This is a genomic window from Kitasatospora sp. NPDC056076, from assembly GCF_042266305.1.
GTDB lineage: Bacteria > Actinomycetota > Actinomycetes > Streptomycetales > Streptomycetaceae > Kitasatospora.
The window spans coordinates 42,446-55,335 of sequence record NZ_JBHJWG010000025.1 but is presented as its reverse complement, the minus strand read 5'-3'; the positions used below and the strand labels follow the sequence as shown (position 1 = coordinate 55,335).

12 protein-coding genes are annotated in these 12,890 nt (G+C 74.0%); 3 read left to right on the top strand and 9 right to left on the bottom strand.

Annotation, left to right across the window (positions count from 1 at the left end):
- Window positions 1-15: 15 nt before the first annotated feature.
- A complete protein-coding gene (locus ACFC1T_RS21460) occupies window positions 16-1,218 on the bottom strand; it encodes an aminotransferase class V-fold PLP-dependent enzyme (RefSeq protein ID WP_375890853.1) in 1,203 nt (400 codons plus the stop codon).
- Between the two features lie 130 nt (window positions 1,219-1,348).
- Between ACFC1T_RS21460 and ACFC1T_RS21455 the strand changes: the two genes are divergently transcribed.
- On the top strand, window positions 1,349-1,726 hold the full coding sequence (locus tag ACFC1T_RS21455) for a DUF2568 domain-containing protein (protein WP_375890851.1): 378 nt from the start codon (window positions 1,349-1,351) through the stop codon (window positions 1,724-1,726).
- A 183-nt stretch (window positions 1,727-1,909) separates the two neighbouring features.
- Window positions 1,910-2,383 (top strand): redox-sensitive transcriptional activator SoxR, encoded by a 474-nt coding sequence (gene soxR, locus ACFC1T_RS21450; protein WP_375890850.1) that lies wholly within the window; start codon window positions 1,910-1,912, stop codon window positions 2,381-2,383.
- A gap of 93 nt (window positions 2,384-2,476) precedes the next feature.
- Here the strand turns inward: soxR and ACFC1T_RS21445 are convergent, their stop codons facing one another.
- Genes ACFC1T_RS21445 through ACFC1T_RS21425 form a run of 5 tightly spaced genes read right to left on the bottom strand, consistent with a single transcriptional unit; the run spans window position 2,477 to window position 8,201 of the window.
- Complete coding sequence (locus ACFC1T_RS21445) at window positions 2,477-3,457, bottom strand: ABC transporter ATP-binding protein (RefSeq protein ID WP_375890848.1); 981 nt, start codon at window positions 3,455-3,457, stop codon at window positions 2,477-2,479.
- Window positions 3,457-4,464, bottom strand: a complete 1,008-nt coding sequence (locus ACFC1T_RS21440; protein ID WP_375890846.1) for an ABC transporter ATP-binding protein — start codon at window positions 4,462-4,464, stop codon at window positions 3,457-3,459. The genes ACFC1T_RS21445 and ACFC1T_RS21440 overlap by 1 nt, the downstream gene beginning before the upstream one ends.
- The gene (locus ACFC1T_RS21435) at window positions 4,464-5,450 is read right to left on the bottom strand and encodes an ABC transporter permease (RefSeq protein ID WP_375890844.1); all 987 of its coding nucleotides are present in this window, start codon (window positions 5,448-5,450) and stop codon (window positions 4,464-4,466) included. The genes ACFC1T_RS21440 and ACFC1T_RS21435 overlap by 1 nt, the downstream gene beginning before the upstream one ends.
- Window positions 5,451-5,481: 31 nt before the next feature.
- Window positions 5,482-6,444: an ABC transporter permease gene (locus ACFC1T_RS21430; protein WP_375890842.1), complete on the bottom strand. Its 963-nt coding sequence runs from the start codon at window positions 6,442-6,444 to the stop codon at window positions 5,482-5,484.
- Window positions 6,445-6,452: 8 nt separating this feature from the next.
- On the bottom strand, window positions 6,453-8,201 hold the full coding sequence (locus ACFC1T_RS21425; protein WP_375890840.1) for an ABC transporter substrate-binding protein: 1,749 nt from the start codon (window positions 8,199-8,201) through the stop codon (window positions 6,453-6,455).
- A gap of 174 nt (window positions 8,202-8,375) precedes the next feature.
- Between ACFC1T_RS21425 and ACFC1T_RS21420 the strand changes: the two genes are divergently transcribed.
- Window positions 8,376-9,824 carry an aminopeptidase P family protein gene (locus ACFC1T_RS21420; protein ID WP_375890839.1) on the top strand — a complete coding sequence of 483 codons (1,449 nt, stop codon included), beginning with the start codon at window positions 8,376-8,378 and terminating at the stop codon, window positions 9,822-9,824.
- On the opposite strand, the gene ACFC1T_RS21415 is transcribed toward ACFC1T_RS21420, so the two are convergent.
- From ACFC1T_RS21415 to ACFC1T_RS21405, 3 genes are read right to left on the bottom strand one after another with little or no spacing between them, the layout of a single operon-like run.
- Window positions 9,817-10,851, bottom strand: a complete 1,035-nt coding sequence (locus tag ACFC1T_RS21415; RefSeq protein ID WP_375890837.1) for a nitronate monooxygenase — start codon at window positions 10,849-10,851, stop codon at window positions 9,817-9,819. The genes ACFC1T_RS21420 and ACFC1T_RS21415 overlap by 8 nt on opposite strands.
- Window positions 10,852-10,911: 60 nt before the next feature.
- Window positions 10,912-11,538 (bottom strand): response regulator, encoded by a 627-nt coding sequence (locus ACFC1T_RS21410; RefSeq protein WP_375890835.1) that lies wholly within the window; start codon window positions 11,536-11,538, stop codon window positions 10,912-10,914.
- Window positions 11,535-12,746, bottom strand: coding sequence for a sensor histidine kinase (locus tag ACFC1T_RS21405; RefSeq protein WP_375890833.1), 1,212 nt, complete (start codon window positions 12,744-12,746; stop codon window positions 11,535-11,537). Before ACFC1T_RS21405 ends, ACFC1T_RS21410 begins: the two co-directional genes overlap by 4 nt.
- Window positions 12,747-12,890: the final 144 nt, after the last annotated feature.

The following is a 12,890-nucleotide window of genomic DNA, read 5'->3' as shown; positions in this document are numbered from 1 at the left end:
CGGTCGGCCGCGTGCCTACTCCTTGAACAGTTCCACCAGCGCGTCCGCGAGCCGCTCGTAGTCCGCCGCCCGGTTGTACAGCTGGGCGCTGACCCGCAGCACCGCGCCGTCGGGCCCGGGCCGGACGGCGACCCGGATCCGGTGCCGCCGCCACAGCTCGCCCAGCAGCGCCTGGTACTGCGCCTCGGTGTCGCCGTACCCCGCCGGCAGCCGTACGGCGCGCATCCACACCCCGGGCGTCGCGGGCAGCGCCCGCAGGCCCGCCCGCTCGACCAGCACCCGCTGGCCGTACGCGGCGAGCGCGGCGTTGTGGGCGGCGACCGCCCCGACGCCCAGTTCGCGCAGCAGCTCGAAGCCGGCCGGAGCGGCCAGCCACGGGGTGTAGTCGCAGGTGCCGCGCCACTCGACGTTGGCCGGGAAGCCCCGGTGGTGCTCCCAGGACAGCGCGAGCGGGCGCACCCGGGCGGTCCACTCGGGGCGGACGGACAGCACCCCGGTGGCGCGCGGGGCGAAGGCCCACTTGTGCAGGTTGCCGAACCAGAAGTCGGCGTTCGGGTCGACCGGCCCGGGCAGCATCCCGGGGGCGTGGGCGCCGTCCACCACGGTGGTCACCCCGCGTCCGCGCAGTTCGGCGACCAGGGCCGGGGAGGCCACCGCGCGGGCGGTCAGCGAGGTGATCCGGTCCAGGACAGCGACGGTGGTGCGGTCGTCCACGGCGGCGAGCACCGCGGCCCGGACGGCGGCCTCGTCCGGGGCGTCCAGCGGCACCTCGGCGACCACCAGCTCGGCCCCGGTCTCGGCGGCCCTGCGGGCGACGGCCTGGGTGACGGCGCCGTAGCCGTGGTCGGTGACCAGGATCCGGTCACCGGGGGCGAACGGGATGCTGTCCAGGGCGATCGCGGCCGCCTCGGTGACGTTGGCGACCAGGGCCAGCCGCTCCGGGTCGGTGGCCAGGTCGGCGGCGATCCGCGCCCGGGCACCGGCGATCCGGGCCGGCAGGTCGGCGAAGAAGCCGTCCGGGTCCAGCTCGTGCTCGGCCCGCAGCTCCTGCTGCACCCGCTGCACCGGGACCGGCACGGCCCCGAAGGAGCCGTGGTTGAGGTGCGCGGCCTGCGGCGAGACGCTGAACAGGCCCTCGGCGGCGGGCAGCGGGACCGGAGGCTCGGCGGTGCTCAGGTCGTCGACCACGGCGGTACTCCCTCTGGTGATGTGTGACATTGCATGCGTCAGGCTACGGCCCGGCCCCTGTTCCGTACACGTCTTCGGGGCGATCCATTGAGTTCCCGCCGGACCGACTGGGAAACTCCGCCTGACCGCGGAGACCGCGACGGAACGGGGAGAGCACAGGATGAGGATCGAAAGACCGGGACCGGTCGGGCAGCGGCAGTGGACCCCGCTGACCATGGCCAACGCGGGGCTCGCCTTCGGGCTGGAGCTCGCCCTGCTGGCCTCGCTCTGCTACTGGGGGTTCAGGACCGGCTCCGGCCTGGGCACCCGGCTGCTGCTGGGCCTCGGCGCACCGGCCCTGGCGGCCGCGTTCTGGGGGCTGTTCCTGGCCGCGGGCGGGCCGAGGTTCCGCCAGCCGCTCGGCGTGGAGATCGTGCTCAAGCTGCTGGCCCTGCTCACCGGGGCGCTCGCGCTGCACGCCGGCGGGCGGACCACCCTGGCGGTGGTCTACGCGGTACTGGTGGTCGTCAGCGTGACCGTGGAGTACACCGTGCGCTGACCCCGCAGAAGGGTTCGCGCCGTCCTCCGAAGGCACCGGCCGACGGCGACTGCGCAGGGTAACTCCGCTGTCCGGCAACGATCGTGGCGGTCCCGGGAACGGAGTGTTCGGTCACGTCCGATAAGCTGGGACTTCAAGAGAGCTTGAAGTCGAGCGGCAGCGACGAGTCAAGGAGCGGTGACCATGACCGGGACGGCACCCGTCGACCTGCTCAGCGTGGGCGAGGTGGCCCGCCGGGCCGGGATCGCCACCTCCGCCGTGCGCTTCTACGAGGAGCAGGGGCTGATTTCCTCCGAGCGCTCGGCCGGCAACCAGCGCCGCTACCGGCGGCACGTCCTGCGCCGGATCTCGCTGATCCTGGTCGCCAAGCGGCTCGGCATCCCGCTCGCCGAGGTCGCCGAGGTGTTCACCGGGCTGCCCGAGGACCGGATGCCGGGCAAGCACGACTGGGAGCGGATCTCCCTCCGCTGGGCCGAGCAACTGCGCGCCCGCCGCACCGAGTTGGAGCGGCTGGAGGACGAACTGACCGGCTGCATCGGCTGCGGCTGCGTGTCGCTGCGCCGCTGCCGGGTGCTCAACCCCGGCGACGAGCTCGCCACCGAGGGGCCCGGACCCCGGCTGCTGCTGCCCTCCGAGGAGCAGCAGGGGGAACAGTAGGGGGACCAGCAGGGGGAGCAGCGGCGGGTTGGTACCCGGTCGGACGCGGCCCTCGTGAGGTTCCCCGCCACGCCCGACCGGGGGCTTTTCCGGTTACGGCTGCTCCGGGAAGTGGCAGGCCGCCTGGCGCCCGCCGGCGCCGACCACCTCCAGCAGCGGCCGTTCCGTCCGGCAGCGCGCCTGCGCCTTGGGGCAGCGCGGGTGGAAGCCGCACCCGGTGGGCGGGTCGGCCGGGCTCGGCGGGTCGCCGAGCAGCACGATCCGTTCCCGGGCCCGCTCCGCCGCCGGGTCCGGCAGCGGGACGGCGGACAGCAGCGCCCGGGTGTACGGGTGCGCCGGACGGCCGTACACCTCGGCCTTGTCGCCGATCTCCACGATCCGGCCCAGGTACATCACCGCGACCCGGTCGCAGACCCGCTTGACCACCGAGAGGTCGTGCGCGATGAACACGTACGCCAGGCCCAGCTCCCGCTGCAACTGCTCCATCAGGTTGACCACTTGGGCCTGGACGGAGACGTCCAGCGCGGAGACCGGCTCGTCCGCGACCACCAGCTTCGGCGAGGTGGCCAGCGAGCGGGCGATGCCGATCCGCTGCGCCTGGCCGCCGGAGAACTCGTGCGGGTAGCGGTCGAGGTGCTCGGGGATCAGCCCGACCAGCTCCATCAGCTCGGCCGCCCGGCCGCGCGCCGCCGCGGCACCCGCACCCTGGACCAGCAGCGGCTCGGAGATGATCCGGGCCACCGTCTGCCGGGGGTTGAGCGAGGAGTACGGGTCCTGGAAGACCATCTGCAGGTGCCGCCGGTGCGGCCGCAGCCGGGCCTGGGACAGCCCGCCGATCTCGGTGCCGTCGAAGGTGACGGTGCCCGAGGTGGGGTCGAGCAGCCGGACGATCATCCGGCCGGTGGTGGACTTGCCGCAGCCGGACTCGCCGACCAGGCCCAGGGTCTCGCCCGCGGCGAGGTCGAAGCTCACCCCGTCCACGGCCCGGACCGGCGCACCGGCCCGGCCGGTGCGGCTGCGCCGTCCGGCGAAGGTCTTCACCAAGTCCCGTACGGACAACAGCGGTTCGGCCATCAGAGGGCCCCTTCCGGCACCAGTGGCAGATGGCAGGCGGCCCGGTGGCCGGCCCCGGGCGGGCCGGACGGGTCGAGCGGCGGGCGCTCGGCCAGGCAGCGGGCGTGCTCCTCCGCGGTCGCCGCGGTGGTGCGGGCGCAGCGCGGGGCGAAGGAGCAGCCGGGGGCGGGGGTGAGCAGCGAGGGCGGGCTGCCGGGGATGGCCCGCAGCGGGGCGTCGTCGGAGTCGTCCAGGCGCGGCAGCGAGTCCAGCAGCCCGCGGGTGTACGGGTGCGCGGGTGCGGCGAACAGCCGTTCCGCCGGGGCCTGTTCGGCCGCTCGCCCGCCGTACATGACCAGCACTTCGTGGGCGACCCGGGCGACCACGCCCAGGTCGTGGGTGATCATCACGACGCCGAGCCCGCGGTCCTGCTGGATCCGGGCGATCAGGTCGAGGATCTGCGCCTGGACGGTGACGTCCAGCGCGGTGGTGGGCTCGTCGGCGATCAGCAGGTCCGGTTCGCAGGCGAGCGCCATGGCGATCATGACGCGCTGGCGCATGCCGCCGGAGAACTGGTGCGGGTACTCGTCGACCCGGCGGGCCGGTTCCGGGATGCCGACCTCGGCGAGCATCTCGACGGCCCGGGCCCGGCCGGCCTTGCGGCCCGCCCGGAAGTGCACCCGGTAGTGCTCGGCGATCTGTTCGCCGACGGTGTAGAAGGGGTGCAGGCTGGACAGCGGGTCCTGGAAGACCATGGCGATCCGCCGGCCCCGGACGGTGCCCAGCTCCCGCTCCCCCAGACCGGTCAACTCCCGTCCGTCGAGCCGGATCGAGCCGGAGACGGCGGCGCCGCGGTGCAGGCCCATCAGGGCCAGCGAGGTGACGGACTTGCCGCTGCCGGACTCGCCGACCAGGCCGAGGGTGCGCCCGGCCTCGACGGTGAAGGAGATGCCGTCCACGGCCCGGACGGTGCCGCGCGGGGTGTCGAAGGCGACCTTGAGGTCCTCGACCTCCAACAGGCTGGCCATCAGTACCTCACTCTCGGGTCGACGTACGCGTAGAGCAGGTCGACCAGCAGGTTCGCGACGACGATGAAGAAGGCCGCGAGCAGGGTGACGCCGAGGATCACGGGCTGGTCGGAGCGGGCCAGGCCGTCGTAGAACAGCCGGCCGACGCCGGGCAGACCGAAGATCGACTCGGTGATGACGGCCCCGGCCAGCAGCCCGCCGAGGTCCATCCCGAAGATGGTCAGGATCGGTGTCGTCGCGGAGCGCAGCCCGTGCTTGACGGTCACCGTGCGCGGCGGCAGCCCCTTCGCCCGGGCGGTGCGGATGTACGGCTCGGCCATCGCCTCGATCATCGAGGTGCGGCTCTGCCGGGCGTACATGGCCGCGTACAGCAGGGCCAGGGCGGTCCAGGGCAGCAGCAGGTTGGTGGCCCAGTCGAGCGGGCCGTCGGTGAACGCGTGGTACGAGGGGTAGGGCAGCAGCCCGGCCGTGCGGACCACGCCCCAGATCAGCATGATCGAGGTGAAGTAGACCGGCAGCGAGGCCGCCCCGACCGAGAGCACCATCAGGGCCCGGTCGGTGAAGCCGCCCTTGCGCAGCGCCGAGGTGACGCCCGCGCCGAGGCCGAGCAACAGCCAGAGCACGGCCGCGCCGAGGGCGAGCGAGACGGAGACCGGCAGGCGGTCGGCGAGCAGGTCCCGGACCGGCAGCCCGTACTCGTAGGAGTAGCCGAGGCAGGGGAAGCCGCAGTGCACGGCGCTCGGGCCGGCGCCGTAGTCGCGGCCGGCGAAGATGCCGGTCAGGTAGGTGGCGAACTGCTCCCAGACCGGCTTGTCCAGGCCCATCGCCGCCTTGACGTCGGCGAGCCGTTCGGGGCTGCAGGTCTTGCCGCAGGCGGCCGCGGCCGGGTCGTTGGGCAGCAGGTAGAAGATGGTGAAGGTGATGGCGCAGATGGCGAGCAGGATGCCGGCCACGCCGAGCAGGCGGCGGCCGAGGTAGAGGATCACGACCGGCCTCCGCGGGGGTCGGGGCGGCGGTTCACGAGCGGGCTCCCCGGGGGTCGAGGATGTCGCGCAGCGCGTCCCCGAGCAGGGTGAAGGCGAGCACGGCGAGGAACAGGAAGGCGGTCGGGATGAGGAAGTAGGTGGGGTCGGTCTCGTAGTGGGCGATGCTCTCGGCGATCATCTGCCCCCAGGAGGGGGTGGGCGGGCGGACGCCCACGCCGAGGTAGCTGAGCGCGGCCTCGGTGGCGATCATGCCGGGGATCAGCAGCGTGGTGTACGCGATGACCGGGCCGGAGACGTTCGGCAGGATCTCCCGGGTGAGGATCCGCCAGGAGCGGGCGCCGCCGACCCGGGCCGCCTCGACGTACTCGCGGTGCTTGAGCGAGAGGGTCTGGCCGCGCACCACCCGGGCGATGCCGGGCCAGGTGAACAGGCCGATCACCAGGGTGATCAGCAGGATCCGGTTGACGTCCTTGGCCACCGACATCATCGCGATCATGAAGATCAGCGAGGGGAAGGACATCGTGAGGTCCATCAGCCGGGACAGCACGGCGTCGGTCCGGCCGCCGAAGTAGCCCGCCGAGACGCCGGCCAGGGTGCCGGTGACCACGACCACCGCGGTCGCGGTGAACGCGATCAGCAGCGACACCTGGCCGCCGTGCAGCACCCGGGCGAACAGGTCGCGCCCGGTGATCGGCTCCACGCCCAGCCAGTGCCGGGTGCTGATGCCGCCGAAGTCACCCCTGGGCATGCCGCCCAGGTAGGCGTCCACGGCACGCTTGTCGAACTCCTCGGGGGACCAGCCGCCGAGCGCGCTCAGCGGGCCGGCCAGGGCGGCCGCCAGGACCAGCACGCCGACCGTGACCAGGCCGAACCGGGCCGAACCGCGGGCCCACAGCTGGTCCAGGACCAGCCGCCACGGCCCGCGCCCGGCCGCCACGGCGGGGCCCGCCGGCGCGCCCGCCGGCGCCGAGGGGGCTTCGGTGGTGGTGCTCATCGGGCCGCTCACTTGCCCTTGGCCGGGTCCTTGAGACCGACCACGGCCAGGTCGATCATCCCGGCGTAGCCCGAACTGCCGAACGCCCCGGCCACGTTGGTGCCGACCATGAGCGGGCGGCGCTGCCACATCAGCGGGACGGCCGGGGCCTTGCGCAGCAGGTCCTCGTCCAGCTGCTGCCAGGCCTTGTTGGCCTCGTTGACGTCCGGCATGGCCGCGATCGCGTCCATCCGGTCCATCGTGGCCTGGTCCCGGAACTGGCTGTAGTTGCCCTGGTTGCCCTTCTCCTTGATGGTGCGTCCGTCGAACAGGAACGGCAGGAAGGTCGCGGCGGAGGGGTAGTCCGGGCACCAGCCGTTGATGGTCAGCTCGGGAGCGTTCTTCGTGTCGCCGAGGGTGTCGGTGAAGGCGGACGGGTCCACGGTGTTGACGGTGACCTGGACGCCGGCCCTGGCCAGCGACTGCTGGATCGCCTCGGCCCGGGTCTTGTCGTTCTGCGAGACGGTCAGCCCGACCTTGAGGTCGCTCTTCCCGGCCGCCTTGAGCAGGGCCTTGGCCTTCTCCGGGTCACCGGCCGCCGGGATCTTCAACGGGTCGGCCGTGGCCCCGCCGGTGAGCGAGGGCGGCAGGAAGGAGGTCGCCACGTCGGCCATCGCCGGGCCGCCGAACGCGGTCACCTGGGCCTCCCGGTCGACGGCCCACATCATCGCCTCGCGCACCTTCGGGTCGTCGAAGGGCGCCTTCGCGGTGTTCAGGTACAGCATGTCCGTGCAGCCGGTCCGCTCGGCCGCCATCCGGGACTTGACGTCCGCCTTGGGCAGCACCTTGGCGACCGACTCGTGCTGCATCCAGGGCATGTTGAGGGCGTTGGCGTCGGCACCCTCGCTGGCGATGATCCGGTCGTCCGCCTGGCCGCCCTTGATGCCCTCGGTGACCACGATCCGGTCCGGGTAGGCCTTGCGGACGGTGTCGGTGGCCTGGTCCCAGTGGGTGTTGCGGACCAGCACCAGCTGCTTGCCCCGGTCGTAGGTCTCGATCTTGTACGGGCCGGAGGAGAACGGCCGGGAGTCGTACTGGGTGCCCTTCTCCTGGGACTGCGGCACCGGGGCGAAGGTCGGCAGGGTGACGGTGTCCGAGAACTCGGCGACCGGGCGCTTGAGGTGGAAGACGATCGTCCGCTCGTCCGGGGTCTCGATGCTCGCCAGGTGCTCGCCGGTGAGCGGGCCCTTGTAGTTCTCGCCGCCGGCCAGGTACTGGATCGCGTAGTCCGGTCCGCCGGTGAGGTCCGGGGAGAAGGAGCGCTCGACGTTGTACTTGATGTCGGCGGACCTGATCGGGCTGCCGTCCTCGTACGTGAGGCCTTCCTTGAGGGTGAAGGTCCAGGTCTTGCCGCCGTCCGCGGACCTGCCCAGGTCGGTGGCGAGGTCCGGGACGATCTCGCTGCCGGCGGCCCCCGGCTCGGCCTTGAAGGTGGTCAGGGTGCGGTAGAGCAGCCGGGTGCCGAAGTCCATGTGCGGGACGGTCCAGTTGCGGGCCGGGTCGAGGTGGGCGAAGTCCTGGTTGGTCAGGACGGTGAGGGTGCCGCCCTTGGCCGGGGTGCCGCCGATGACCGAACCGCTCTCCGCGCCCGGGCCCTTGGTGCTGCTGGGGGCCGCGTCGTCGCCGGTGTCGCTCTTGTCGTTCTTGCAGGCCCCGAGGCCGAGGGTGAGGGTCGCCGCGAGGGCGGCGGCGAGGAGGGCATGGCTGCGCCTGGTCATGTGGCAACTCCGCTGTGGGGGGCCTGCATCGGTCAGCGGGGCCGGCTCTGGCCGCGCCGCTGTGTGACCCGTAACATAGTAATGTGAAATTGCACTGCACAAGAGGTGGCGCCCGCCGTTACCCAGCTGTGTCCCACCAGCCCCAGCTCCCCACCCCCGCCTAGGAGTTCACCGGTGACTCAACCCCAGCCCCGGCTCGCCACCGGCAGCCACGACCTCCCGGTCTCCCCCGCCCTCGACGCCTTCATGGGCACCGCCTGGGCCGCCACCCCGCTCCCCGCCGACCAACGCGTCCCCGGCTACCCCGAGTTCGCCCGCCGCCGGGCCCGGCTCTCCGCCGCCTTCCCCGGCGAACGGCTGATCGTCCCCGCCGGACGCCTCAAGGTCCGCTGCAACGACCTCGACCACCGCTTCCGCCCGCACAGCGCCTACGCCTGGCTCACCGGCCTCACCGGCGAGGACCAGGCCGACCACGTCCTCGTCCTCGAACCGGCCGGCCCCGAGGGCCACGAACCCGTCCTCCACGTACGGCCCCGATCCCCGCGCAGCGGCGGCGAGTTCTACCGCGACCGGCGCTACGGCGAGTTCTGGGTCGGCCGCCGCCCCGACCTCGGCGAGACCGCCCGGCTCACCGGACTGCGCACCGAACACCTCGACGACCTCGGTAAGTTGCTCGCCGGACCGCAGCCCCCCACCCGGGTGCTGGCCGGCACCGACGCCCTCGTCGACCGGGCCACCGGGCGCGGCTCCCTCCCCCAGGACGACGAACTCGCCGCCGTGCTCTCCGAGTTGCGCCTGGTCAAGGACACCTGGGAGGTCCAGCAGCTGCAACTCGCCGTCGACCACACCGTCAGCGGCTTCGAGGACGTCGTCCGCGCCCTCCCCGCCGCGCTGCGCCACCACCGCGGCGAACGCTGGATCGAGGGCGTCTTCGACCTGCGCGCCCGTGCCGAGGGCAACGGCCCCAGCTACACCACCATCGCCGCCTCCGGCGCCCACGCCTGCGTCCTGCACTGGATCCGCAACGACGGCGCCCTCGACCCGGACGCCCTGCTGCTGCTCGACGCCGGCGTCGAGACCGACACCCTCTACGCCGCCGACATCACCCGCACCCTCCCGCTCAGCGGCACCTTCACCCCGGTCCAGCGCCAGGCCTACGAACTCGTCCTCGCCGCCCAGAGCGCCGGCATCGCCGCCCTGCGCCCGGGCGCCCGCTTCCGCGACTTCCACCGCGCCGCCATGCGGGTCATCGCCGAAGGCCTCGCCGACTGGGGCGTCCTGCGCGTCCCCGCCGAGCAGGCCCTCGCCGACGACAACGGCCTGTACCGCCGCTACACCCTCTGCGGCAGCGGCCACATGCTCGGCCTCGACTACCACGACTGCGCCAAGGCCCGCGCCGACCACTACGTCGACGGCACCCTGGAAGCCGGCATGGTCCTCACCGTCGAACCCGGCCTCTACCTCCAGCCCGACGACGAGACCCTCCCCCTCGAACTCCGCGGCCTCGGCATCCGCATCGAGGACGACCTCGTCATCACCGAGGACGGCGCCCACCTGATGTCCAGCGCCCTCCCCAGGACCGTCCCGGCCATCGAATCCTGGATGTCCACCCTGCTCAGCTGAGCCGGGCCCCCCGCGCGCTCCGCCAGAGGTCCGCCACGAGCTGCTCCGCCGGGCCGGTGGCGGCCAGGCGGTGGGCGGTACCGGCCCAGAGGTGCATGGCGGCGGTGTCGGCGCGGCGGGTGGCGGCGGTGCGCAGGGGGGCGGTGAGGTGGTGCACCTCGGGGTAGGCGGGCGGGGCGTACGGGCCGTGGCGGTCGATGAAGGCGTTGCGCAGGCCGCGGGCGGGGCGGCCGGTGAAGGCGCGGGTGACCACGGTCTCCGGGAGCTCGGTGAGCGCGGCCCGGTGGGCCGCCGAGGCGCCGGACTCGTCGGAGCGCAGCAGCGCCGTCCCCAGCTGCACCGCCGCCGCACCGGCCCGCAGCGCCGCCGCGACCGCCGGGCCGTCGCCCAGCCCGCCCGCGGCGATCAGCGGCAGCGGCGTCACCGCCCGTACGGCGGGCAGCAGTTCCAGCAGCGGCAGTTCCCCGGGCCGGTCCGTCACCCGGTGGGTGGCGCGGTGTCCGCCGGCCTCCGGGCCCTGGACGCACAGGGCGTCCATGCCGACCGCCTGCGCGGCCCGCGCCTCCTCCGGGCCGGTGACGGTGCCGACCTGCAGCGTGCCCGCCGCGCGCAGCGCCGCCGCCTCCTCGGCCGTGGGCAGCCCGAAGGTGTACGAGACGACCGGTACCGGGTCGGCCACCAGCGCGGCCAGCTTGGCCTCCCAGTCGTCCCGGTCCGGCCCGATCTCCTCCGGCAGCGCGACGCCCCAGTGCTCGGCCTCGGGCCGCAGCCGCTCCCGGTAGGCGGCGACGGCCGCCGCGTCCCCGGGCGGGGCCGGCACGAACAGGTTCACCCCGTACGGCCGGTCGCTCGCCTTCCGCACCTCGGCGATCTGCTCGGCCATCGCGGCGGCCGACTTGTAGCCCGCGGCGAGGAACCCCAGCCCGCCGGCCCGGTTCACCGCGGCCACCAGCTCGGGGGTGGAGGTCCCGCCCGCCATCGGGGCGCCGATCACCGGCACGGCGAGGTCATCGAGACGGACGGTCATCGGAGCGGCTCCTCACGCGGCTGCGGGCACGGATCGCCCCCCACCCTACGCCCGGCCGGCTCAGCGGATCAGCCCCCGCCCGCGCGCCTCCCGCACCGCCGCGGTGCGCGAGTCCACGCCCAACTTCGTGTAGATGTGCACCAGATGGGACTTCACGGTGGCCTGGCTCAGGTGCAGCCGCTGGCTGACCTGCTGGTTCGTCAGCCCGTCCGCGACCAGCCCGAGCACCTCGGTCTCCCGCGCGCTGAGCGCCGCGGCCGGCGTCCGCATCCGTTCCAGCAGCCGGTCCGCCACGCTGGGCGCCAGCGCGCTGCGGCCCGCCGCCGCGGCCCGGACCGCCTGGGCGAGTTCCTCCGGCGGCGCGTCCTTCAACAGGTAGCCGGTGGCGCCGGCCTCCAGGGCCGGCAGGGTGTCGGCGTCGCTGTCGTAGGTGGTGACCACCAGGACCTTCGGCGCGCCCGCCCGGGCGGTGATCGCGGCGGTGGCCTGGGCCCCGTTCATCGCCGAGCCGGGCCCGAACTGGAGGTCCATCAGCACCACGTCCACGCCCGGTCCGGCCGCCAGCTCGACGGCCCGCTCGGCGGTGGCGGCCTCGGCGACGATGGCGAAGTCCGGTTCGCTCTCCAGCACCGCCCGCAGCCCGGCCCGCACCACCGGGTGGTCGTCGGCGATCAGCAGCCGGATCACGGGCCGGCCTCCGGTGCCGGGGCGACGGGCAGTTGCACGGCCAGCGCCGTCCCCTCCCCGGGCGCCGACTCCACGGTGAAGCTGCCGCCGAGCGCCCGGGCCCGGGCCCGCATGGAGGGCAGGCCGAAGCCGCCTTCCCCGTCGGTGCGGCCGGCCACCGCCGCCGGGTCGAACCCGGCCCCGTCGTCGAACACGTCCAACGCCACCTCGCCCTCCATGTAGCTGAGTGTCACCTCGGCCCGCGAGGCCTTCGCGTGCCGCACGGTGTTGCCGAGCGCCGACTGCGCGATCCGCAGCAGCGCCACCTCCTGCGCGGCGGGCAGCCGCACCTGCTCCCCGGAGACGTGCAGGTGGACGGGCAGACCGCTGTGCGCCGTGGTGGTCGCGCACAGCCGCTCCAGCGCGACGGACAGCGGATCGCCGTCCAGCGCGGGCGGGGTGAGCGCGCGGACGAAGCGCCGGGCCTCGTCCAGGTTGTCCTGGGCGGCCTGCCGCGCCTGCTCGACGTACCCGGCGGCGGCCTCGGTGCGCTCGGGCAGCGCCCGCTGGGCCGCCCGCAGCAGCAGCTGGATGGAGCTGAGGCTCTGCGCGAGGGTGTCGTGGATCTCCCGGGCCAGCCGCTCGCGCTCGGCGAGCACGCCGGCCGCGTGGTGGGCGGCGGCGAGGTCGGCGCGGGCGGCGGTCAGTTCGTCGATCAGCCGGCGGCGTTCCTCGCTCTCCCGGTACAGCGCCTGGTAGCCGAGCACGGTGGCGGTGGCGACGGCCGCGCCGAGCAGCGGCCCGATGGAGGCGGCCAGGTTGAAGGCGTGCTGGTGGAAGGACCATCCGGCGATCGCCGCCGCGGCCGTCAGGCCGACCGCGACCAGCCCGCTGCGCCGGCCGAGCAGGTGCAGTTCCAGGAAGTACAGCGGGAACGCCAGCCACACCCCGTCCTGGGTGGCGACCAGCACGCCCGCCCAGGTGACGCCGAGCAGGGCCAGCCAGAGCGCCGCGCCCCGACGGGACCGGTGCACGGCGGCCAGCCTCGGCCCGACGGCGTACACGGCGGCCATCGCGGAGGCCGCGGCGCCCACGGCGGCCGGGTCCCCGCCCCGGGCGGCGAAGGCGGCCCGGGCGACGGCGATCGCCAGCAGGCCCGCCACCAGCAGGTGCAGGCAGAGCCGGAGGACGAGGGCGACGGGAGTGGTTCTGGATCGTTCGGTCGCCATCCCTCCAGCCTAAGTTCCGGCCGGGCGCCCGGCATCAATCAAAAGGTTGAACTCCGCTTCTGCCCTTTGATGCCCAGGATGCAATCCCCGGCGCGATGCCCGCGGGCCCCCTGCTCGGCGACCGTGGGGGCATCGCTCGTTCCG

What these genes read in the sequence shown, in the direction of transcription:
- ACFC1T_RS21405 (WP_375890833.1), bottom strand. Translation starts at nt 12,746, where the DNA reads ATGGCGACCGAACGATCCAGAACCACTCCCGTCGCCCTCGTCCTCCGG.
- ACFC1T_RS21445 (WP_375890848.1), bottom strand. Translation starts at nt 3,457, where the DNA reads ATGGCCGAACCGCTGTTGTCCGTACGGGACTTGGTGAAGACCTTCGCC.
- ACFC1T_RS21460 (WP_375890853.1), bottom strand. Translation starts at nt 1,218, where the DNA reads ATGTCACACATCACCAGAGGGAGTACCGCCGTGGTCGACGACCTGAGC.
- ACFC1T_RS21440 (WP_375890846.1), bottom strand. Translation starts at nt 4,464, where the DNA reads ATGGCCAGCCTGTTGGAGGTCGAGGACCTCAAGGTCGCCTTCGACACC.
- ACFC1T_RS21415 (WP_375890837.1), bottom strand. Translation starts at nt 10,851, where the DNA reads ATGACCGTCCGTCTCGATGACCTCGCCGTGCCGGTGATCGGCGCCCCG.
- ACFC1T_RS21455 (WP_375890851.1), top strand. Translation starts at nt 1,349, where the DNA reads ATGAGGATCGAAAGACCGGGACCGGTCGGGCAGCGGCAGTGGACCCCG.
- ACFC1T_RS21425 (WP_375890840.1), bottom strand. Translation starts at nt 8,201, where the DNA reads ATGACCAGGCGCAGCCATGCCCTCCTCGCCGCCGCCCTCGCGGCGACC.
- soxR (WP_375890850.1), top strand. Translation starts at nt 1,910, where the DNA reads ATGACCGGGACGGCACCCGTCGACCTGCTCAGCGTGGGCGAGGTGGCC.
- ACFC1T_RS21430 (WP_375890842.1), bottom strand. Translation starts at nt 6,444, where the DNA reads ATGAGCACCACCACCGAAGCCCCCTCGGCGCCGGCGGGCGCGCCGGCG.